Source organism: Noviherbaspirillum galbum (assembly GCF_010974945.1).
Taxonomy (GTDB): domain Bacteria; phylum Pseudomonadota; class Gammaproteobacteria; order Burkholderiales; family Burkholderiaceae_D; genus Noviherbaspirillum; species Noviherbaspirillum galbum.
In genome coordinates, this window is the sequence record NZ_JAAIVB010000063.1 from 13,189 (window position 1) to 34,927 (window position 21,739).

At 66.3% G+C, this 21,739-nt stretch carries 19 protein-coding genes; 13 read left to right on the plus strand and 6 right to left on the minus strand.

The features are described from left to right. Nucleotides 1-7: 7 nt before the first annotated feature. The gene (locus G3574_RS17750) at nt 8-1,162 is read right to left on the minus strand and encodes a metallophosphoesterase (protein WP_407941683.1); all 1,155 of its coding nucleotides are present in this window, start codon (nt 1,160-1,162) and stop codon (nt 8-10) included. Between the two features lie 114 nt (nt 1,163-1,276). Next, the gene (locus G3574_RS17755) at nt 1,277-2,185 is read right to left on the minus strand and encodes a DMT family transporter (protein WP_163966105.1); all 909 of its coding nucleotides are present in this window, start codon (nt 2,183-2,185) and stop codon (nt 1,277-1,279) included. Between the two features lie 133 nt (nt 2,186-2,318). Here G3574_RS17755 and G3574_RS17760 point away from each other — a divergent pair, with 133 nt between their 5' ends. Together G3574_RS17760 and G3574_RS17765 are read left to right on the plus strand one after the other, a co-directional pair. Then, nucleotides 2,319-2,819, plus strand: a complete 501-nt coding sequence (locus G3574_RS17760) for a hemerythrin domain-containing protein (protein ID WP_205609839.1) — start codon at nt 2,319-2,321, stop codon at nt 2,817-2,819. Nucleotides 2,820-2,843: 24 nt separating this feature from the next. Then, on the plus strand, nt 2,844-3,203 hold the full coding sequence (locus tag G3574_RS17765; RefSeq protein ID WP_163966108.1) for a hypothetical protein: 360 nt from the start codon (nt 2,844-2,846) through the stop codon (nt 3,201-3,203). On the opposite strand, the gene G3574_RS28695 is transcribed toward G3574_RS17765, so the two are convergent. Further along, nucleotides 3,200-4,579 carry an NHL repeat-containing protein gene (locus tag G3574_RS28695; protein ID WP_163966111.1) on the minus strand — a complete coding sequence of 460 codons (1,380 nt, stop codon included), beginning with the start codon at nt 4,577-4,579 and terminating at the stop codon, nt 3,200-3,202. The two genes, G3574_RS17765 and G3574_RS28695, sit on opposite strands and share 4 nt — an antisense overlap. Nucleotides 4,580-4,844: 265 nt before the next feature. Here G3574_RS28695 and G3574_RS17775 point away from each other — a divergent pair, with 265 nt between their 5' ends. Genes G3574_RS17775 through G3574_RS17785 form a run of 3 tightly spaced genes read left to right on the plus strand, consistent with a single transcriptional unit; the run spans nt 4,845 to nt 8,189 of the window. Further along, entirely contained in the window at nt 4,845-6,752 is a 1,908-nt protein-coding gene (locus tag G3574_RS17775) for an adenylate/guanylate cyclase domain-containing protein (RefSeq protein ID WP_163966113.1), read from the plus strand. Beyond that, nucleotides 6,749-7,294, plus strand: coding sequence for an SH3 domain-containing protein (locus tag G3574_RS17780; protein WP_163966116.1), 546 nt, complete (start codon nt 6,749-6,751; stop codon nt 7,292-7,294). Before G3574_RS17775 ends, G3574_RS17780 begins: the two co-directional genes overlap by 4 nt. A gap of 1 nt (nt 7,295) precedes the next feature. Further along, entirely contained in the window at nt 7,296-8,189 is an 894-nt protein-coding gene (locus G3574_RS17785; protein ID WP_163966120.1) for a M48 family metallopeptidase, read from the plus strand. Nucleotides 8,190-8,228: 39 nt separating this feature from the next. Here the strand turns inward: G3574_RS17785 and G3574_RS17790 are convergent, their stop codons facing one another. Beyond that, nucleotides 8,229-8,630: a response regulator gene (locus tag G3574_RS17790; RefSeq protein WP_163966123.1), complete on the minus strand. Its 402-nt coding sequence runs from the start codon at nt 8,628-8,630 to the stop codon at nt 8,229-8,231. Nucleotides 8,631-8,866: 236 nt separating this feature from the next. On the opposite strand from G3574_RS17790, the gene G3574_RS17795 reads away from it, so the two are divergent. The 3 genes from G3574_RS17795 to G3574_RS17805 all read left to right on the plus strand — a co-directional run bounded on the left by G3574_RS17795 (nt 8,867) and on the right by G3574_RS17805 (nt 10,654). Beyond that, nucleotides 8,867-9,304 (plus strand): universal stress protein, encoded by a 438-nt coding sequence (locus G3574_RS17795; protein ID WP_163966125.1) that lies wholly within the window; start codon nt 8,867-8,869, stop codon nt 9,302-9,304. A gap of 144 nt (nt 9,305-9,448) precedes the next feature. Beyond that, nucleotides 9,449-10,102, plus strand: a complete 654-nt coding sequence (locus G3574_RS17800; RefSeq protein ID WP_163966126.1) for a CHRD domain-containing protein — start codon at nt 9,449-9,451, stop codon at nt 10,100-10,102. Nucleotides 10,103-10,117: 15 nt separating this feature from the next. Further along, a complete protein-coding gene (locus tag G3574_RS17805) occupies nt 10,118-10,654 on the plus strand; it encodes an isochorismatase family protein (RefSeq protein WP_163966128.1) in 537 nt (178 codons plus the stop codon). A 261-nt stretch (nt 10,655-10,915) separates the two neighbouring features. Here G3574_RS17805 and G3574_RS17810 read toward each other — a convergent pair whose 3' ends face one another. Both G3574_RS17810 and G3574_RS17815 read right to left on the minus strand, forming a co-directional pair. Next, the gene (locus G3574_RS17810; protein ID WP_163966130.1) at nt 10,916-11,806 is read right to left on the minus strand and encodes a YihY/virulence factor BrkB family protein; all 891 of its coding nucleotides are present in this window, start codon (nt 11,804-11,806) and stop codon (nt 10,916-10,918) included. 151 nt (nt 11,807-11,957) lie between these two features. After that, complete coding sequence (locus G3574_RS17815) at nt 11,958-14,189, minus strand: putative bifunctional diguanylate cyclase/phosphodiesterase (RefSeq protein ID WP_235953496.1); 2,232 nt, start codon at nt 14,187-14,189, stop codon at nt 11,958-11,960. 377 nt (nt 14,190-14,566) lie between these two features. Here G3574_RS17815 and G3574_RS17820 point away from each other — a divergent pair, with 377 nt between their 5' ends. The 5 genes from G3574_RS17820 to G3574_RS17840 all read left to right on the plus strand — a co-directional run bounded on the left by G3574_RS17820 (nt 14,567) and on the right by G3574_RS17840 (nt 21,709). Then, entirely contained in the window at nt 14,567-14,737 is a 171-nt protein-coding gene (locus G3574_RS17820; protein WP_163966133.1) for a hypothetical protein, read from the plus strand. Between the two features lie 6 nt (nt 14,738-14,743). Beyond that, nucleotides 14,744-15,529, plus strand: a complete 786-nt coding sequence (locus tag G3574_RS17825; protein ID WP_163966135.1) for a metallophosphoesterase — start codon at nt 14,744-14,746, stop codon at nt 15,527-15,529. 178 nt (nt 15,530-15,707) lie between these two features. After that, nucleotides 15,708-16,478, plus strand: a complete 771-nt coding sequence (locus tag G3574_RS17830) for an ABC transporter ATP-binding protein (RefSeq protein WP_163966138.1) — start codon at nt 15,708-15,710, stop codon at nt 16,476-16,478. Then, entirely contained in the window at nt 16,475-17,470 is a 996-nt protein-coding gene (locus G3574_RS17835; protein ID WP_163966141.1) for an ABC transporter substrate-binding protein, read from the plus strand. The genes G3574_RS17830 and G3574_RS17835 overlap by 4 nt, the downstream gene beginning before the upstream one ends. Before the next feature lie 354 nt (nt 17,471-17,824). Beyond that, a complete protein-coding gene (locus G3574_RS17840; protein WP_163966144.1) occupies nt 17,825-21,709 on the plus strand; it encodes a hypothetical protein in 3,885 nt (1,294 codons plus the stop codon). Nucleotides 21,710-21,739 lie beyond the last annotated feature (30 nt).

The window sequence follows — 21,739 nt, forward strand, 5'->3', positions numbered from 1 at the left end:
AGGTAACTTATGCGCTCACCAGCCGCAGGCGCGTGATCTCGGACGGTGCGCCGAAGCGCTTCGGCGGGCCCCAGTAGCCGGTGCCGCGGCTGGTATAGACCCAGAGCTGCCGCAGCCGGTTGAGGCCGGCGACATAGGGCTGCTGCATCGGCACGAAGAAATTCCACGGAAAGAATTGCCCGCCGTGCGTGTGTCCGGAAAGCTGCACGTCGAAGCCGGCATCGGCCGCGGCGCGGGCGGTGCGCGGCTGGTGCGCCAGCAAGATCTTCACTGCCGCCCCGGGCGGCGCGCCGGCGATGGCCCTGCCCGGATCGCTCTTGTGCGAGGGGTCGAAGTGATGCGCTGTGTAGTCGGTCACGCCGGCCAGCACCACCTGCCTGCCTTCGTGCTCGAGCACCACGTGGCGGTTGAGCAAGACGTTCAGGCCGAGGCGCTTCACTTCGGCGATCCATTCATGGGCGTTGGAATAATACTCGTGGTTGCCGGTCACGAAGTAGGCGCCATGCCGTGCCTGCAATCGTTCCAGCGGCGCGGTATGCGGCGCGAGGTGGCGGACGCTGCCATCGACGAGGTCCCCCGTGACCGCCACCACGTCGGCCTCGATCCGGTTCACCTTGTCGACGATCGCATCGAGGTAGCCGCGCTTGATGGTCGGGCCGACGTGGATGTCGCTGATCTGCGCGATGGTGAAGCCGTGCAATTCGCTGGGCAGGCCGCTGATCGGAATGTCGACGCTGACCACCGAGGCGACGCGGCGGGCGTTGAAGAAGCCGATGAGCGTGATGGCGCCCGCCAGCAAGGGAACCGCTGCCGCCGTGCGCTTGGAAAACAGCGGATCATGCCAGCCGGCCACGGCCGCCGCCAGCAGCGCCAGGTCGCGCAGGAAAGTCAGCACCAGCAATGAGGAGAAAGCGCCCAGCGCGAGCATGCCTACCCAGCTGAGGCGGTCGCCCCAGGGCTGGCGCACCGAATGTGCGAGCAGTCCGGCGGGGATAAGCCCGAGGGAGCAAGCCAGCAGCAGGCCGCCGGCGATCTTGAACGCCGGTTCGACCGGCAGGCCGGGCAGGATGCGCCAGCCGATGTAGGCGTGGAGCAATCCGAGCAGCACGAGTATCACGATTACACGAATTCGCATGGCTTTCCCTTGCTTGAGCGGCGGCATCGCGCGCGTTGTTCACGTGATGTTGGGGCGAATCGTGGCAGTTCAATATCAAGCGCGCAGGCAGCGGAAATGCCTGTCGAGATGGCAATCAGACGTGCGCGATGCGGTGCAGGCTCAGGATGCCGGGCGCCTGAGATTGACCAGCACCACGCCCGCCAGCACCATCAATGCGCCGATGCCGAAGCGGATGTCCACCGGATCGTGCAGGATGAGCACGCCGAAGCCGACGCCGAACATCGGCGTGAGGAAGGAAAACACCGTGACGCGCGAGGCAAGGTAACGACGCAGCAGCCAGAACCAGGCGAGGTAGCTTGCAAAGGCCACGATCACCGACTGGAAGAACAGGCTGCCCCATGCGAGCGGCGTGAGTTGCATGCCATGGTGCTGTCCGCTGCCGACCGCGATCGCGCTGAGCAGCACGCCGCAGCCGGCGAGCTGGTAGAACAGCGTGGTCGCCGGCGGCGCTTCGGAGAGCGCGCTGCAGCGGATGAGCACCGTCGTCGCGGCCCAGAACAGGCCGCCCAGCACGCCCAGCGCATCGCCGAGCAACATGTCCGTCATGCTTTTTTCGCTGCTGGAAAAGCCGTTGGAGAATGCGACCGCGACGCCGGCGAAGGCGGCAAGCACGCCGGCCCACTGCCGCGGGCTCAGCCGCTCGCCTGGCACCATCAGCTGCAGGCCAAGCACGGTGAAGATGGGCGCCGTGTAGAGAAAGACCGACATGTGCGAGGCGGTGGTGTACTGCAGGCCTACGGCGGCAAACAGGAACTCGATGGCAAACAGCAAGCCTGCGCCCAGCCCCGGCAACAAGGTGCCATCGCGTAGCGCGAGGCGCGGCCCGCGGACCAGGATGAGGCCATACACCAGCGCCGCCGCCACCAGCGACCGCAGCCCGAGCTGCAGCGTCGGGCTCACCGATGGCGCCACCGCCTTGACGGCGACCTGCTGCAGGCCCCACAAGATGCACAGGACGAGGAGCGTCAGCATGGCGGTCGCATCGAGAGGTCGGCGGTTCATTTTCATCGTGGAAAGGGCAGGGGCGACCATTGTAAGCGCAAAGCGTCCCGCGTTCCTTGCGCCATTCCTTCGGGAACGGGCTGAACCTGTGCCCCTCCGGCTTCTCTAACCTGTGCGAAACAACCTGGAGAGACAAGGCATGGAACAGAATGGCATCGACGCGGTGCAATACCTGACGGCCCAGCATCGTTTGCTGGAAGAAATGATGGACCAGGTGGCAGATGCCGACGAAGGCGAGAAGAAACAGGTGTTCGCCAGCGTGGCCGACCAGCTGACGGTCCACATCGCGTCGGAAGAGCGCATCTTTTATCCGGCGGTCAAGGCCGCGCGCACCGAGGACATCCTCCTCGAGTCGCTTGAAGAGCATCTCTCGCTCAAGCGCCTGCTGGCGGACCTGCTCGAGATGAAGCCGTCCGAACAGACCTTCGATCCCAAGTTCAAGGTGCTCAAGGAGCAGACCGAGCATCATCACAAGGAGGAGGAAGAGCACCTGTTTCCCAAGGTGCTCAAGCTGATGGATGCGGTGCGCCGGCAGGAGCTTGGCGAGGAAATGCGGGCCTTGCAGGAAGAATTGTCACGCCGTGGCGAACCGCGCGAGACGGTGACGAAGGAGACAGGATCCGCCGCGCCATTGAGATGATCGTATCCCACCCTGGAGATGGCGATGAATGCGAAACGTCGACTGAACAAGCTGGCACGGATGGCGGCCGCCCTGGCTGCCGTGGCCTCCCTGGCTGCGATGGAGCAGGCTCTCTCGCAAGACAAGTTGCCCATGCCGCGCGACCCCGGCATGCAGGCCGCGCCGGAGAAGGGCATGCCGGTTCCCGGCAATAACGGCACCAAAACGCCATCGGACTCGGGGGCGGTCGTCGTGCCGCCGACGACCGATTCCAAGTCCATCGCCACGCCGCCCAAGAGCGTCGATCCGAAGATCGATTCCGCGACCGGCAGCGTGGACAAGCGCAACAAGAAGAAGTCCGAAAGCAAGACCGGAGACAAGGATGCTCCGGTCATTGCGCGCTAGGGTGCGCTGTCGTCGCTGCCCGACGTCAAAGCCTTGCCGGCGAAGGTGGACACCACGCCTTGCGGGCTGATCTTGCGCACCGTGAAAGCCTCGGTAACGTACAGGTTGCCGGCGGCATCCACCGCCACTCCCTTGGGATAGGCGAAGCGCGCCGCAGCCCCCGTTCCATCCACGCTGCCTTCCATGCCCGCCATCCCGGCCAGCGTGCTCGTCGCGCCCTGGGGCGTGACCTTGCGGATCGTGAAGTTGTTGGTATCGGCCACGTACATCGTTCCCGCGCCATCGACCGTGATGCCGGCCGGGTAGGCGAAGGCCGCGGCGGCACCGGTGCCGTCGGCGCTGCCGATGGTCAGGGGCGTGCCTGCAATGGTGCTCACCATGCCGTCCGGGGTGATCTTGCGGACTGTCGAATTGGTGCGCGTGCAAAGATGGCATGAGGGGAAGAAATCGGTATCGGTGACGAAGACGTTTCCGCCCGCGTCCACGGTGATGCCTTCCGGCTTGATGAAGCGGGCCTGCGTTCCCTGCGCGTCCACGTATCCCGGCTCGCCTGCCTGTCCGGCGAGGGTCGAGACGATGCCGGCGGGGGTGATCTTGCGCACCGCGTAGTTCAGGGTGTCGGCGACGTAGAGGTTGCCCGCGCCATCCACCGCGATGGCGGAGGGCGAATTGAAGCGTGCAGCGGACGCCGCGCCGTCGTTGCTGCCGTTGTTCATCGGCTGTCCGGCGATGGTAACCACCGCACCGGTGGCGGCGATGCGGCGGATGGTGTGGTTGGCGGTGTCGGCCACGTAGACGGTGCCGGCACGGTCGACCGCGACGCCGGAAGGCAGGTTGAAGCGCGCGGTGCCCCCGGTCGCGTCGACGCTTCCGGCCTGCTGCGGCGCGCCGGCGAAGGTGGATACCACGCCCGCGGGCGTGATCTTGCGGATGGTGCTGTTGTTGCGGTCGGCAACGTAGAGATTGCCGGCGCCGTCGATGGCGATGCCGACCGGGAAGCTGAATCTTGCACTCAAGCCCGCGGTACTGGTGGAAGCGGAGGTGGAGGGCGGGGTGTTTGGAGTGACAACCGGCGCCGTGTCCGTCATGCCGGACGCTGCCCCGCCGCTGCCGGTGGTGCCATTCGTGCCATTCGCGCCGGTAGTGCCGCTGCTGCCTCCGCTGCCGCTGCTCGCGGGCGTGGCGGTTTCCGACACGCCGCCGACGGCGGTGGGAACGACGCCGGTGCTGGCTGGCGCCTCAGGTTGCGTCCCCAGGACGGCAAGTGCCGTGCCGCCGCTGCTTCCGCCGCAGGCGGTGAGCAGGGTGAGCAGCATCATGGCTGACATGCAGCGTGCTGTCTGCGTCAAGGTTGAACTGGAAGGGATCTGCAACATGTTCGACTCCTGGAGTGAAGAAATCCCCCGCTGCGCGCGACGACGATGCGCATCGCAACGGGGTAAGGAGTAGGACTGCCTTGATGGCGGATTGATGCATCAACATATTTGCTTGTCATCAAAAAAGATGACGGTTGGAATCAGGAAATTCCTGTCGCGGCCGAGCTTGCCCGGACGGCAAATGTCCTTGCGGCGGAAGCGGCGTTGCAGATAACATTGCCTGTCACCAACATCATTCATCGAGCGGCACGGGTGCCGCCGCCGCATGCCTCCTTCGTCCGCTCCATTCACCACAGCCAGGTCGCGCCATGCGCCGGCGCGCCTCTACGTCGTGCTCGCGCTGGCGTTCGCGGCCGCCCTGGCGGGCGAGCTGTTCGGCGCCAGGTTGCTCGCCACCATCGAAGCGCGCACGGCGGACATCTATCTGCAGCGGCATGCCGGCAACTATTCCGCCGATCCTTCCATCGTCATCATCGACATCGACGACGCCAGCATGCGCGGCATGCAGAAGATTGCAGGCCTGTGGTCCTGGCCGCGCGAAATCCATGCCGACCTGATCGAGGCGCTGGCGGAATTCTCGCCGCGCGCCATCATTTTCGACGTTGCCTTTTCGGAGCAGGACCTGAAGCGTCCGAAAAGCGATGCCCGCCTGTCGGAAGTGATCGCGGCCACGCCCCAGGTCTATGTGTCGGCGATGCAGGTGCCGGCTTCGCCCAGCCTCGTGCCGGTGCGCCCGGATCTGCTTGCGAAGGCCTTCGGCATTTCCGCCGCGCCGCGCGCGCCGGCCGCGCGTCCCGCAACGGTACAGCTCCCGATGGCGATCGAGCCAGCCGCCTGGCGGCTGGGCCTGATCAACCGCCTCGAGGATGGCGATGGCGTACTGCGGCGCTACCGATTGTACGCAGAGGACGGCGGCATGCGGCTGCCATCCTTGCCGGCGCGCGTCGCCGCCGCCTCCGGGGCGGTGCTGCCCGATGGCGCCGACTTTCGCCTTCGCTGGCCGGCGCGGGGACACCGGCGCATTCCCTATGGCGACGTGTACAAGCTGCTCACCGAGGAACGGCCGGCGATGCGCGAGGCCGAGGTGGAAGTCCTCGCCGGAATGTTCCGCAACAAGCTGATCGTGGTCGGCGCATCGGCGGCGTCTTCCTTCGACCATCATCTCACGCCCCTCGGGGCTGGATATCCCGGCGTGGACGTGCTGGCGGTGGCGCTGGACAACCTCATCAGCGGACGCAGCCTGCGGACCGGGTCGCCCTTCGGGCCCTTCCTGCTCGGCGCCGCCTTGCTGCTGTTCGTTTCCTGGAGCTTCGCCCGCCGCCTCAACCCGGTGGCAACCGGGGCGGCGCTGCTGGCGGTCTCCGCCGCGGCGCTCGCGCTGGCCGACCAGATGGTGGAGCGGAACCTGCTGCTGCCGGTTGCCACACCGTTGATCTTTGCCTGGACCTGGTTCGTATGCGCCGCCCTCGCCGGCTACCTGCGGGAGCGGCGGACCCGCGAGCAGGCCGTGTCGCTGTTCCGGCGATTTCTCAATCCCAACGTGGTGCAGCAGATCGTGGAGCAGGGTGAAACAGTGGAAAGCCTGTCGGGCCAGGAGCGCAAGATCACCGTGCTGTTCTCGGACATCCGGGGTTTCACCACGCTGTCGGAACAGCGCTCCCCGCAGGAAGTGGTGGCCCTGCTCAACCGTTACTTCGAGCGGCAGGTCGAGGTGATCTTTCGCCACGGGGGCACCCTCGACAAATTCATCGGCGACTGCATCATGGCCTTCTGGGGCGCGCCCGTCGACGACGCGGCGCACGCGTCGCGCGCCATCGCGGCCGCGCTCGACATGGAAAGGGTGCTGCTCGAATTCCGGCAGATGCTGATCGACGAGGGATCGGACGTCGGCGATTTCGACGTCGGCATCGGCATCCATACCGGCCCGGCGGTGGTCGGCTTCATCGGCGCGCCGCAGAAGCTGGACTACACCGCCATCGGCGACACGGTCAACCTCGCGAGCCGCGTGGAAGGCTTGACCAAGGGCGTGGCGAGGGTGCTGGTCACGCGGGAAACGATGGAAGCCGCGGAAGGCGGGCAGGGCGATGTCCCTGCCTTCGTCAGGCGCGGCAACTTCGAGGTCAAGGGCAGGGCGGCGCGCGTCGAATTATACGAACCAAGGAGAAGCACATGAGGAGAGCACCCATCTGGGTGATGACGCTGGCGCTCGCCGCCGGCCTGGCGCAGGCGGAAAGCGCCGTCACCACGCGCGCGGCGGAACTGCAGTCGCTAGGCCAGGCGGATTCCGACATCGTCGCCAGGCTGCCGGAAAACACCCGCGTCGAGGTCATGGCGCGACAGGGCGCCTGGCGGCAGGTGAAGACCGGCGCGGGCCAGAGCGGCTGGGTGCGAATGCTCAGCCTGCGGCCCGAGAACGCGATTGCCGCGCCGGCGCCTGCCGGAGGCGCGTCCGGCGCGATGAACGCCATCAATGGCCTGCTTACCGCCGGCCGCACGTCCAACACGGCGACCGTGACCACCGGCGTGCGCGGCCTGTCGGAAGAGGACCTGCAGCGCGCCCAGGCGAATCCGGCCGAGTTCGAGAAGCTGCAGCGCTTCGGCACGGACCGCAACGCGGCACAGGATTTCGCCCAGCGCAGCCGGCTGACGCCGGCGCGCGTGGATTATCTCGGCGAGCCGGCGCAATCCGGCCTGCGCAAGATGGAAGGAGGCTGACATGCGACACATCCGATCCACCCTCGCCGCGCTGCTGCTGTGCGCCAGCACGGGCGCCATGGCGCAACTGCCGTTCGCGATTCCCGGCCTCGACAAACTCAGCGACAAGCTGGGCAGCAAGCTCGGCAACCTGAACCTGGAAAACACGCTGGGCAACCTGACCAAGGCGGCGAAGGACACCGACGAATCGGAAGAAATCCGGCTCGGCCAGGAGTTCGCCGCCACACTGCTCGGGGCCAAGCCGCTGGCGCCCGATCCGGCGCTGCAGCAATACGTGAATGCGCTCGGCCGGTGGCTGGCGCTACAGACGGAGCGCCCCGACCTGCCCTGGACCTTCGGCGTGCTCGACGACCCCGGCTTCAACGCCTTCGCCACGCCCGGCGGCTACGTATTCGTCACCCGCGGGCTGGTCGCGCGCATGCGCAACGAGGCGGAGCTGGCCGGCGTGCTCGCCCATGAGATCGGGCACGTGCTGAAGAAGCACCATCTGCGCGCGGTCCAGAAGCAGGCCGGGATGGCGCTGGTGAGCGATGTCATCGGCGCCTCGAACAGGGGGTCGAACGGTCCGCATCCGGAAGCGCGCGCGGCCTTGCTGAACGTCGGCCGCAAGCTGTATGTCAGCGGCCTGGACAAGGACGACGAGTTCGAGGCGGACCGCCTCGGCGTGGTGATCGCCGCCCGCGCCGGCTATGACGCCTTCGGCCTGCCGGCGGTATTGCAGATGCTGCAGGCGCAAAACGGCAGCGCCGGCGAGTTCGCCCTGCTGTTCAGGACCCACCCCGCGCCCGCAACCCGCATCCAGATGCTGGACCGCCAGATGGGCGATCGTTTCGACCGGCTGCCCGGCACCGCGGGCGAAACCATGGAGCGCCGGCTCGCGCAATTCGGCAGGTAACGATGAGTTTGGTGGCGGGCTCCGGCCCGCCGGCCGGCGTCAGGAGTCCTGCTCCGCGCCTTCCTTGTGGCGCCTGGCGATCTTGATGATGGCGTTGCGGATGGTGGTCAGCACGGTGGCCGACTTGAACGGCTTGACGATGAAGCCGTGCACGCCGCGCGCGGCGCCGGCCTGCACCGCCTCGGCCGCGAATTGTCCGGACACCATGAACAGCAGCGCCTTCGGCAGTTCGGCGCGGATCAGGTCGAGCTTGCCGAGGCCGTCGCCGTCGGCGTCGCCGATGTCGATGCAGACCACCTGCGGCTGCAGCTTGACCATGGTGGCGATCGAGGCCGGAGTGGTATTGAACTCGCCGATCACCTCGTGTCCGCCGTTGGCGAGCACCGAGGCGAGCAGGTTGCGCGAAATGGCGTTGGTGTCCATGACAACGAATTTCAGCATGCGTTGACCTTGTCTGGCATGGGGATGACTCCCATTATGCGCAAAGCGCTCCCGGGCTGCCACAAAACTTTGCGTTACCGGAGCACGTTGCGGCCGACCGCGTTCGCCCTACAATGAAAGCGGGGGGCGAAAGCCGGCACGGGCGGTCTTGAGAAAAGCCGGGTTGAAGCGTACGAACATGCTTTATCATCGCGACGTCGGTTCCTGTTCCTGAGGCATTCTCCACGGAGGCAATTATGTACCGCAAGATTCTCGTCGCCTACAACGGCACGCCGGAAAGCCGGGTCGCGCTCAAGGAGTGCATCCGGCTGGCCCCGGGCGGCTCAGCCGAAGTACACCTGCTGGCCGTGATCACGCCCATGCCGATCGTCATCGCCGCCGAATTCGCCGCCGCCGTGCCCACCGTCGAGGAGGAACAGGCCGAGCAGAAGGCGATGCAGCAGGTGCTCGAATCCGGCCGCGCGATGCTGGCCGAAGCAGGACTGCAGGTCATTCCCCACCTCGAGGTCGGCGAACCCGCCACCGTCATCGCTTCGCTGGTGGACAAGCTCGGCGTCGAGCTCGTGATCGTCGGGCATTCGCGCCACAAGAGCTTCGCCATGCGCTGGTGGCGCGGCGCGATGGACGCGGTGCTGGTGGAAAAGGTGAAGTGCAGCGTGCTGGTCGCCGCCTGAGGCTTGCCCGCCGGCAGGTGCTGAGTCGCCTCAAGCAAACGGCGCGGTCCGGGAATTACCGGCGGGGCGCGGCCGTCCACATGTCATGGGCATGACCGGTTCCGGTCATCCGCAGGGAGCAACATCCAACGAGGTGGAGGAATCATGAGGTTCTTCGGACGCGGGCGCGCGGCGCTCGCCGCCCTGCTATGCATCGGCCTGCTCGGCGCCTGCGGAGGCGGGGGCGGCAATCCGGGAGTGACGGCCGCCACGGGCGCGGCCAACGTGCCTGCCCTTCCCGCCGCGGCTGCCGCGGCGCCGGCCAGCAGCGTCACGTTTCCGTTCACGCTCGACGGCAGCGCGGCGGTGCCGCCGAATCCCAGCCTTGCCGCCGGCAGCGGCGTCCTTGCCATCAACCCGGTGAGTGGAGACTTCACCGTCAGCGTATCAGTCAGCGGCATGCTGCCGACGTCGGCGCATATCCACGATGCGATCGCCGGCATCAACGGTCCGGTAATTTTCACCTTGTCGCAGGCAACGCCCGGCGGCGACACCTGGCTGGGCAGTGGGCGCATGACGGCGTCGCAGATCCTCCAGCTGAATGCCGGCGGCTACTACATCGACCTGCACAGCCTGTCGTTCCCGAACGGCGAGATCCGCGCCCAGCTCATCCCGCCCGTGCCGATCGCGGCCGGCGCCACGACGGGAACCACGGGAACGACCGGATCTACGGGCACCACGGGTTCGACAGGCACCACAGGCACCACAGGTATCACAGGCACGACGGCCGGGCCGGCCTTTCCCGCCTCCGCAAGCTGAGCGAAAAGGAATCCCATGTCCCGGCTCTGCCAGTCCACGCGCGCCAACCTGCTGCTCATCGACTTCCAGGAACGCCTGATGCCGGCGATCGCCGGCGCGGAAACCGTCCTCTACCAGACTGTCAAGCTGGCGAAGGCGGCCAGCCTGCTCGGCGTCCCGATCGTCGGCACCGCGCAGAGCCCGGCGTCGCTCGGGCCGAACCATCCGCGGATCGAAGCGCTGTGCGGCGTGGTCGTCGAAAAGGACGCCTTCGATGCCAGCGCCGAACCCGGCCTGCTGGCGGCGCTGTCGCCGGACCGGGACATTGCCGTTCTGGCCGGCTGCGAGGCGCATGTCTGCGTCCTGCAGACCGCGCTGTCGCTGCGCGAGCGGATGCGGGTGATGGTGGTGGCCGACGCGATCGGCTCGCGCGCCGACGTCAACAAGGAAGCGGCCCTGCGGCGCATGGCGGCTGCCGGGGTGGACATCGTGACGACGGAAATGATGATCTTCGAATGGCTGGAGCGCAGCACCCATCCCCGGTTCCGGGAATGCCTGCAACTCATCAAGTGAAACGCCGCGCCGCCGGTCGTGCCAGCGGCGCGGCGCGCATAGATGGCGGGAATCAGTGCGGGATCAGGAAAATCGCAGCGACGGCGGCAAGCACCAGCGCCACGACGAGTCCGACGACGACGGCATCAGCTTGTTGCATACGACCTCCGGGACAAAGATGGTTTCAATATAGGCAAGCCGCATGCGGGCTGCTTTGATCGACTCCAAACCTCTGTCATTTGCCTGGCGGAAGTACTTCCGCCGTGACAAACCGGGACGGCGTCAGGTGTGAAATCCCTCCGGCGGCTGGTCGCGGTCGAGGCGTCCCAGCCTTTCGTACTCGGAGATGACCTGGGCGCCGAACAGCAGCAAAGTGGCGGCGATTTCCAGGCTGAGCAGGACGGCGATGGCGGTCGTCATCGATCCATAGACCACGCTCACCTGGGAGAGGGTGGTGAAGTACCACACCAGCAGGTGGCGGGTGACTTCCCAGAGCAGCGCGGCGGTCACGCCGCCCACCAGCGCATGGCGCAGGTACAGCCGGCCGACGGGCATGACGAGGTAGACGGAGGTCAGCATGAAGATTTCACCCGCCAGGCCCAGCAGGTAAAGCAGCACGCCGGATACGCCGCTGAGCGACCACTCGCGGCCGAGAAACAGCACGCTTTCCTGGCCGATGGTCTGCAGCACCCCGGCCACCAGCGTCACCAGCAGGAAGCCCATGCCGAGCAGCAGGATGTAACAGTAGGGAATCACCGCCGACACCAGGAAATGCCGCCGGTGTATCGCCACCCGGTGGACGAAGATGACCGACATGGCATTCTCGAGCACGGTGAAGGCCAGCGAGCTGAAGAAGATCATCGTCAGCAGCAGGAACCAGCCGACGACTTCGCGATGATCCAGGAAATTCGCCAGCTCGGCGATGATCGGCCGGGATTGCCCGGGGATGATCCATTCCAGGTAGCGGCCGAGGGTCAGCAGGAGCTCGCGGGCATCGAGCAGGTGGGACAGCGCGATGACGATCAGGATGAGCAGGGGAACGATGGAAAGTAGGGCGTAGTAGGCCACCGCGCCGGCCAGCAGCAGGCCCTGGTTGGCGCGGAAGGCCTTGATGGCGCGGGCCATGAAGCTGGCGGGATGGGCCAGCACATAATCTGCCTGTGGTCCGAACATGCGTCAGGGAATGGATGGATAACGGGGTTGCACTGTGCGACCCTATCCAATTCCGGCAGGCTTGCGTGCGCGGCGCGGCAAGATTTTGAGCTGAAGCAAAGGACGCTCGCGCGGGTTTGCCCGGGTGGGTGCGGCGAAGGCGACGGCAGGATCAGGCAACCGAGGCGAGGCGGACGCCGCGCCATTGCCGCTCGAGATCGGAGGCCGAAGCCGGCCTGCCGAACAGGAACCCTTGGGCAAGGTCGCAGCCCGCCGCGCGCAGGAATTCCGCCTGCTCGGTGGTTTCCACCCCTTCCGCCACCACCTTCAGGCCCATCTTGCGCGCGATGGCGATGATGGCTTCGGTGATCGCGACGTCATCGGCGTCGTCCGGCGTGCCCTTGACGAAACTGCGGTCGATCTTGAGGCTGTCGAGCGGATACTGCTTCAGGCTGGCAAGCGAGGAATAGCCGGTGCCGAAGTCGTCGATCGACAGCGCCACGCCCATGTCCCGCAGCTTGCCCAGCAGGCTGATGGCTTCCTGCGGGCTCTGCATGATCGTGCTTTCGGTGATTTCGAGCTCCAGCATGGAAGGCGGCAGGCCGCTCTTGTCCAGCGCGGCGCGTATCGTGTCCAGTAGGTCGTCCGAGGCGAACTGCCGCGCCGACAGGTTGACAGCGATGTGGCCGAATTCCCATCCGGCATCGTGCCAGGCCTTGCCCTGACGGCAGGCTTCCTGCAACACCCAGGCCCCGATCGGCACGATGAGGCCATTCTGCTCCGCCATGGTGATGAAGGTTCCCGGCAGCACCAGCCCGAGTTCGGGATGACGCCAGCGGATGAGAGCCTCGATGCCGGCAAGCTGACCGGTGGCGGTGGAAAGCTGCGGCTGGTAATGCAGCTCGAATTCGCTGCGCTCGATGGCGCGGCGCAGGCTGTTTTCCAGCAGCAACTGCTCGAACGCGAGCGTGTTCATGTCGCTCGTGAAGAACTGGAAGGTATTGCGGCCGCGCTGCTTTGCGCGGTACATCGCCACGTCGGCGTTCTTGAGCAGGGTCGGGGCGTCGGTGCCGTCGGCGGGATAGCAGGCGACGCCGATGCTGGCGGTAACGAACATTTCCTGGCCGCCGATCATGAACGGCTGACCCATGGCGGCGATCAGGCGTTCCGCCAGCTTGGCCGCGGCGCCCGAGGACTGGGGATCGTTGAGCAGCACGGTGAACTCGTCACCCCCGAGGCGGGCAGCGACGTCGCTTCCCTTGAGCTGCTGGCGCATGCGCTCGGCGGCGGCCACCAGGAGCTGGTCGCCGGCAAGGTGTCCGAGGGTATCGTTGACGGTCTTGAAGCGGTCGAGGTCGATGAACAGCAGGGCGAGCTGGCGGTTGTCGAGCGCGGCGCGGTGGATTTCCTCGCTGAACTTGGCCATCAGCCCGCTGCGGTTGATCATGCCGGTGAGGCTGTCGTGGCTGGCCAGGAATTGCAGCCGGCTCTCGGCCTGCTTGCGGCGGGTATTGTCGGTGAAGACGCCCACGTAGTTGGTGATGTTCCGGTCGGCGTCGCGCACCGTGGAAATCGACAGCCAGGCCGGATACCACTCGCCGTTCTTGCGGCGGTCGCGCATCTCGCCCTGCCAGTGGTCGTCGGAAGCAAGGTGAGCCAGCATGTCGCGGTTGATCTTCGCCTGCGCGCCCTGGCCGGTCATCATGCGGGACAGCTTGCCGACGGCTTCCTCGGCGCCATAGCCGGTGATGCGCGTGAACGCCGGATTGACGGCTTCGATGCGGCATTCCGCGTCGGTGATCACGATGCCTTCGCTGGTGGAATCGAAGACCCGGTTGGCGAGCCGGGACTGGTGCTCGAATGCCACCTGCCGGGTCACGTCGAGCGCCACGCCCATCACCGCGGGACGCCCTTCGTAGATGCATGCGCTGCCTTGCACATCCACCCACACCCGCTGGCCGTCCCGGCGCAGGGCGCGGTAGGTGTAGCGGATGCTCGTGACTTCGCCGTCAAGGCGCTTGCGGTGGTTCTCGAGCAGCTTGGGCAGGTCCTCGGGCGCCGTCAGTTTCTCCAGCGGCACGCCGATCAGCTCGTCGGGACCGTCGTAGCTCAGCAGCTGGGCGGTCTTGTTGTTCGCGTAGGCGACGCGGCCGTCCTGGATCACATACAGGCCCACGAGCGACTGCTCGAAGAAATTGCGGAATTTCTTTTCGGATTCTCGCAAGGCCACGTCGGACTGCGCGCGATCGGCGGTCATGACGAACCAGATCAGGAGGACGAGGATGGGGGCGGTCGTATAGCGAAGCCAGGCCGCGACGTACGGCGCGGCAAGCACGAGGAGGCCGAGGCAAATGCCCAGGCTAAGCGCTGCCAGGTGCCGGTTGCGGCTCACATTGCTTTGCATACGGCTCGACCATTCCATGAACGGGCCCACTCCATCTCCGTGTAACGGGGCTGGAGCGTAACGCGCGCTTCCGTTCGCTTCCTGTGCCCGTGTTTATGCGTATCGTTCCATAGTAGCTGCATGGTTGCATCCTGGCAACAACCAGTTAAAATTTTTGACGGCTGTTGCATGTTGCATTGCAAAACCAAAGTGACGGTCACGCCATGCCTGCCCTGCGCGGGACGGCCTACGGCGTTGCCGGAAATGAGACAGCCTCTTTCTCCGGGTCATGGCCGCTTTGACATGATTGGCCTCGACAAGGACAATCGCCGCATCTTTTTGCCGCACTCCCGTTCAAACAAGGAGCATGCCACGCAGACAGCACAGGAGAAATCCCCATGAAGACCAGCATCAAGCCGCCGAAACCGCGCAATCCGCACGTGGTGACGGCGAAATTCCGGCAGGCCGGCGCCCATGGCGCCATCGGCGCCGCCAAGCGGGCGCGCCGGGAAGAAAACCAGGCGCTGCGCCGGCAGCTGAGGCGCACCGGCGGACTCGACGATGCGTGATTGCCCATGAAGATCCAGTTCGCTTCCGACCTGCATCTCGATTTCATCGACCGGCGCTTTGCCGGCGAGCGCATCATTGCGCCTGCCGACGCCGACGTGCTCGTCATCGCGGGCGACATCCATGGCGGCACGCGCGCCATCGAGCGCTTCGCCGACTGGCCGGTGCCGGTGGTGTACGTGCACGGCAACCACGAGTTCTATGACGGAACCTACGAGCAGACCCTGGAACGCCTGGGGGAAGCGTCTTCCGGAGGCCGGGTGCATCACCTGGAAAACGGCGAGCTCCGCCTTCAAGGCGTTCGTTTCCTTGGTTGCTGCCTCTGGACCGACTTCGAGTTCATCCCGGGTTGCCGGGAAGCGGCGATGGCCGACGTCGAGAGGACCCTGCACGACCACCGGGCCATCCGCACTGCCGCCGGGCAATTCCGGGCGGAAGACGCGCGGCGGATCCACCATGCCTCGCGGGCGTGGCTGGCAGGCAAGCTCGACGAACCCTTCGACGGCCCCACCGTGGTCGTGACGCACCATGCGCCGCATGCCGGCTCCCTGCATCCGCGCTACGCGGGATCGCTGCTGAACGCCGGCTTCATCAGCGACCTGTCCGGCCTGATGGGAAAGATGCGGCTCTGGATACACGGGCACGTGCACGACAGCTTCGATTACGCCGTGAACGGCACGCGCATCCTCGCAAATCCCCGCGGCTACGCGCTCAACCTGCGGGACGCCGCCAGCCTGCAGGATATCCGCTGGGAAAACACTTGCTTCGATCCGGCCTTCGTGGTCGAGGTCTGAGCTTTCGCTGGAGGCGAAGCTTATGTGCACGCGACATAAGCTTAGTCGGTAAATGTTGTTGTCTATGGCATGGCAAATGCATATCCTTGCCCAATATTGATAAGCCATGGCACCGCGCCCGGCTTGCCTGCCCCCAGGCAAGCCGGGCGCGGCTTTCCCTCGTCAGATTGAATTGAAGATGAAGCTTTCCTTCGACAATGTTTCAAAGCAGTTTTCCGGCCTCGACGTGATCGGAAACTTCAGCCGTACCTTCGAGCAGGGCGAACTGGTGGCGCTGGTGGGTCCTTCCGGCTGCGGAAAATCCACCCTGCTGCATATCGCCGCCGGCCTGGAGAAAGCAAGCAACGGCGGCGTGCGCATCGGCGACCGGGCGATCACGGGACCCGGGCCCGAGCGCACCCTGATGTTCCAGGAGAACGCGCTTTATCCCTGGCTCACCCTTGAGCAGAACGTTGCCATGGCCCTGGAATTGCAGAAGGTCGCCAAGAAGGAGGCGCGCGAACAGGCGGCAGCCTGGCTGGCGAAGGTCGCGCTGAAAGGCTTCGAGGCCTATTACCCGCACCAGGTATCGGGCGGGATGCGGCAGCGCGCGGCGCTGGCCCGCGCTTTCATCTCGCGCCCGGAAGTGCTGCTGCTGGACGAACCCTTCGGCGCGCTCGACGCGCTGACGCGCATGACGCTGCAGGACGTGCTGCGCGACCTGATCCGGGAAGCGCGCCCGACCGTGCTGCTGGTGACCCACGACGTCGACGAGGCGCTGTTCCTGGCCGACCACATCCTGGTGTTCAGTCCGCGCCCGGCCAAGGTGCTGAAGGAATTCAACCTGGTGCATATCGAAAAGACCCACGACCTCTCCGATTTCGCGGCGATGCGTCGTGAAATCCTGGAGCTGCTCGGCATCCGTGCCGAACACGATGACGTTCCCCTGATGGAAGGAGCTGGAGTATGAGTTTCACCAAGCTTGCCGCCGCGGCGGCGATTACCCTTGCCTTCGCCACCCAGGCGATGGCGGAAGAAAAATTCAAGGTCGGCTACCTGCGCGTGATGGATGATGCGCAAGCCATCCTGGCGCAGGAAGCCGGCCTGTACAAGAAGCACGGCCTGGATGTCGAGCTCATCGAATTCAAGTCGGGCACCGACCTGATCAAGGCCATCGTCGGCGGCCAGCTCGATTCCGGCGTGCTGGGATTCACCAATGCGATCGCCTGGGCGTCCAAGGGCGCGGACCTGAAGGTCGTCGGCGGTGCGCAGAATGGCTACCACGCGATGATCGTGCGCGAGGATGCCGGCATCAAGGACATCAACGGCCTGAAGGGCAAGACGCTCGCTTCGCAAGCCGAAGGCAGCACCGCCGACACCGTCCTGAAGGGCGTGGTCCTCAAGCAGGCCGGCCTCAAGCCCGACGACGTCAATGTCATGGGCGTGAGTCCGCAGGTCGCGGTGCAATCGCTTGCCGCCAAGCGCGTCGATGCCGCCTTCCTCTTCGAGCCGCAGGCCAGCATCGCCAAGCTGATCGCGCCGGTCAAGCAGATCTACGAGGTCGGCGAGGTCTGGCCCTTCCCCTGCATGGTGGTCATTACTTCCGGAGACACGCTGAAGAAGCGCAAGGATGCCGTCTGGAAGTCGCTGGACGCACAGAAGGATGCGATCGACATGCTGCAGAAGAAGCCCGCCGACGCCTCGAAGTACATCGCCAGCTACTTCATCTCTGAACCGACGCTCAAGACCCTCAAGAAGGGCGAGTTGCCGCGCGAGGCGGTGATCACCGATGCCATCAAGACCCAGGTGTTCAGCCCGGCGGTAACGACCAAGGAGCAGGCACGCATGCAGGAAATCGCGGGCATCCTCGAGGAACAGGGCGCGCTGAAGACGAAGGACGGCAAGCCGTTCGACGTCAAGTCCATCCTGGAACTGGGCTGGCAGAAGGACAGGAAGCTCTGACGATTCGCGGGTGCCGCGGCGGATGGCCGCGGCCCGGAATGCGCCAGCATGCGCCGTTGCGCGAACGGAGAGGATCCCGTTCGGCAACGGCGTTTTGTTTGGGCGGAATGCCTGCGCCACAAGCTGATAATGATCAAAGTGGCGGTTCCGCAAATCACCGACATTATCCGGCGTCAATGCCTTGCGAACCTCCTTGGTGGAAGCAGCAGATGTTCGTGAATCGTCATTTCTAATTGTTCGACCCATTCATCGATGAGCGGACTGACCAGCCTGTTGCAACACCGGCCAGCGAATGGCCATCACCGTTCGCTCCAGACTCCGCTTCTGGGACACGGCCATTGCGTGGAGCCGTCCATGGACGCGCGGGGACACTCCGTCATCGGACGGCGCGTGCGGATCACGCACCGGAACGGCGGCAACCTCCAGGTAGCGAGGCGCGCCGACGGAAAGCGCGCCGCAGCACACGGCACGCGGCCTCCCTTCACCTTCGCCCACCTTGCGAAACGAGACCGCGCGGTCTTCAAGCTGCCGATCTGCTATGCCCAATGGTCTTGCGGCGAGTCGCGCCCCGAATACGCCTATCGCACCGGCGTCAGGCGAGGCGACCGGGTCGAGGTGTCCGGCGCCCCCGATCCGCAACCGCCCGCCCTGCATCCGCCCGATCTCATCACGCCCTTTGCCTTGCCGCCCATTCCCGGCCTGCTCGACACCGCCTGCGAGAAGCTGGGCACCGGCATGGCCGGCCTGCAGGCGCTGCGCGATGGCATCGACGCCCTCCTCGCGGCCCAGCCCGCCGCCCCGGGCCGGGCGCCTCACCTGCGCTTCATGCGCATCCTGTCCGTGGCGCTTGCCGGCGACGCGGCCACCGCACCTGCGATCAATGCCTTCGTCGACATGGCGACGCGGCTTTCGCGCATGGAGCATGCCGGCGCGCTCTACGCGTTCCTGCAGCACCTGCTTGGCCCGCTGGACCTGGTCGAGTGCGAGCTGATGCGCACCTACCTCTTGCTCCACGTGCATCATGGCATGGCAAGGAACGCCTTCATGGCAGCTTTTCCAGAGCACGGGGAGGCGGAATTCTCCAGCGCGTGCGCCATGCTTTCGAGGGAGACGGTCGCGACCCCCGAGCTGGAAAGAAGCTGCGCCGGCAACCCCGCATGGCGCATGCTGCTGCAGCATCGGCTGACGTTCTGCGCCTGGCGGGCATGGAACGATCATTTGCAAGGCAGCCAGGGCGAGCGCGCAGGAAGCTTGTGCGGCTACGCGAAGGACCCGGCCCTGACGGCTTACCAGCGCGGCGCCATCAATGCCGTGCGCAATGGCTTCCTTTCGGATGCGCGCGGCACCCCCCTGCATGCCGCCGACCTGCGGCAGTCCAAGGTCAGGACCTGGATAACGCGCGCCAGCCTGCCGCGGCTGCGGCGCGCCGTGCTCGGCTTCTTCCGCAAAAGCCCCTTCTACCATGTGGATGCCGGTGCGGACATCATCGGCAAGACCGCTTATCACGGTCGCGCCGCCGAGGGCCACGTCATTGCGCCGTGCGCCTTGAAGATGCACCAGGAGCTGTTCCGCTTCGGCACGGACGCCCATGGCGCCACGCCGGTGGAACGCAGGCGCTGGCACGGCCACGACGTGCTCGAACTGATCTGCGAGCAGGTCATGCTGGAGCACTGGAACCAGCCCAGCCTGTTCGCCCTGCGCTGCGCCCCGCTGCCGGAACAGGTCGCCGATGACCTTGCCGGCAAGGCGGCGCGGATCGCGCAGGAGCGCTTTCCCGCGGCATGCGCGCGAAATACGCGGCGCGTGGCGCTGAATTGGTTCATGAACACGCCGCTGCGCCGCGAAACGCTCGTCTGTCCGTCATCGGATCCGGCACGCGGCCGCAACATCCTCGGGCGGATCGAAACCGAATTCAATCGCCAGCTCGACGAGGATGCCGGCACCCGGCAGGAAGCGCCGCAACGCGAAGCCGGTGCGGACAGGGAACCGGTTGCCAGGCTGCGCGACCTGCTCGACAGGGTGCCGTCGAACGGCAAGGACGGCATCCTGCGCGCGGCAGCGCTCGAGCATGCCTGGACCACCCGCATCATGGAACATTGCACGCTGCGCCTGCCCTGGCTGGACTGGGCGCTGCCGATGCCGCTCGCCTACTTTCGCGCCCGCGTGGACTGGCATCGCAGGCGCCTGCAGAAGGCCTGCGGCAAGGCATACGGCGATGGCACGGCGAAGAAGCAGGCGGACCGGCTGGCCGATCCCCGGCATGAGCTCGCGATCCTCGAAAGGGCCTACGTCCGGGTCCAGCAAGCGATGGACCATGCCGGCCCGCGGGCGCGCGGCCGCGCCATGCGCGAGGTCGTTCGCGCCTGCGAGCGGCGCATGCAGGCGCGCATGGACTTTCTCGAGGCGTCCTGCCGATTGAAGACCTTGCTGGCGCAGGCGGAGGAAAAACCGTTCGACCGCGCGGCGATGGACGAGGCGTTGCAGGCGATGCGCTCGGGCACGGAACGCCTTGCGCGCCTGTCTTGCGGCATGCTGCCCGACATGCCGACGTTTCCGCCACGGGAGAACGACCGGGTATCCGGCGCTTTTCTCGGCGCGCTGCGCCAGGCGCTCGATGGCATGGACGGCATGATGCATGATGCGTCCGCCGCACGGCTCGGCGCGCGCTTCGCGGCGCGCAGCCCGCGTCTGGTCCGACTGAGGCGAAGCATGGCGTTCATCCAGGAATGCCTCGACGGCATCGATGGCAGGAAGATGCGCGTGATGCTGGGCAGCATCGAGCGCGGATGGCGAACGCGGCTGAGGCGTTCGCGCACCCGCAACCTGGCGGCCGGTTTCCTGCATCGCCAGCGTCGCCGGCATCCCGGCGCCATCCTCGAGGCGATCAGCGAGCATGGCACGCGGCTGGGCGACGCGATCGCCTTCGAAAGCGGCAACGCCGTGCGCGTCGCCGGCAATACCTCCATGGCCAGCCTGGCGCTGAGCGCCGGCAGCGTCGACTTCGCGCTGGGCCTGAACATCGGGCGCACCAAGACGGTATCCGTCGCCATGCAGACGACCGATGCGCGCCAGGCGCTGAAGATCAGCGCGAACGCCCTGTCGAGCGTGGGGCTCACCTTCGGCGCGGGCATCGGCAACATCGGCGGAATCAGCGCCTTCGGCGCGGGCGTGGAAGCCGGCGCCGGCAAGCTGAGCGAACGGACCGTCGCGCTCAGCCTGGAGCGCGACGGCAGCCTCGAAGTCGATGGCAGGCGGATCGATGCCGGCGCGCGCGGCGATCCCATGCTGTCGGGCGGGCATGGCCTCGGACGCCACATCCGCGAACTCACGCGTGCTTCTGCGCCGGGCGGGCCGGGCATGGCGCTGCGCCAGCTGGCGATGCAGCCCCAGCTCAGCCTGTCCGTCGGCGAGACCGAGGTGCGCCTCCGGAACAAGGGCGCGGGATTGTCCGGCGTTCTCGTCAAGACCGCCGGACTGGGCCTGAGCGTGGCGCACGTCAAGCAGCGGGTGGCTTATCGCGAGTTCCTCGGGTCGAGCCGCGAGCAGGTGGTGCAGGTGCAGGGATCGCTTTCGGTGCGCGGCATGCCATCGCTCGAGAATGCCGATGCGGGCAGCTTCCTCGGTTCCCTCGTCGGCTATTCGCCCTTCGAGCTGCAAAGCGATGTCAGGCTGCTGTCCGCGCACGTGAGCACGCGCGGCGTGTACAAGCCGTCCAACTCCGCTTTCGTCGTGGGCGTGACGAGCATTGCGATGCTGCGGAAGCTGTTGAGCGACGACGTGCGGCTGGCCATCGCGGCCAACCTGGTCCGGACCCGGCCGCAGGTATTCATCGGCACGGACGGCGACCTGGGAAGGGCGCGGGAGCGCGCGCTCGCGGCGATCGAAGACTACGTTGCCGAACGCTGCGAAGTGCTGGCCGCGGACGCCAAGGGCAACATGGAAGCCGTGATCGCCTTCGAGCTGACCCCGGACGGCGCCGAGACCTGGAACCGGCTTGCCGGACGCAAGGAAGCCGGCCTGCTGACCGGGGCCGAACGCGAGGCGCATGCACGCATGTTCGGCGTCCCGGAACAGGGCGATCTCGCGCGCATGCAGGACATGCTGGTCGCCTGGAGCCGCAATCCCACCCTGGCGGCTTGCCTGTTGGCCAAGAAGCAAGGCGTCGATGCGGAAAGGCTGGGATTGGGCGTGGTCAAGAGCCGGGCGCGCAACGAATCCGGAAACGTGATCGTCTGCTGAACCGGCGTCAGGCGCATCGGCGCGAAGTCA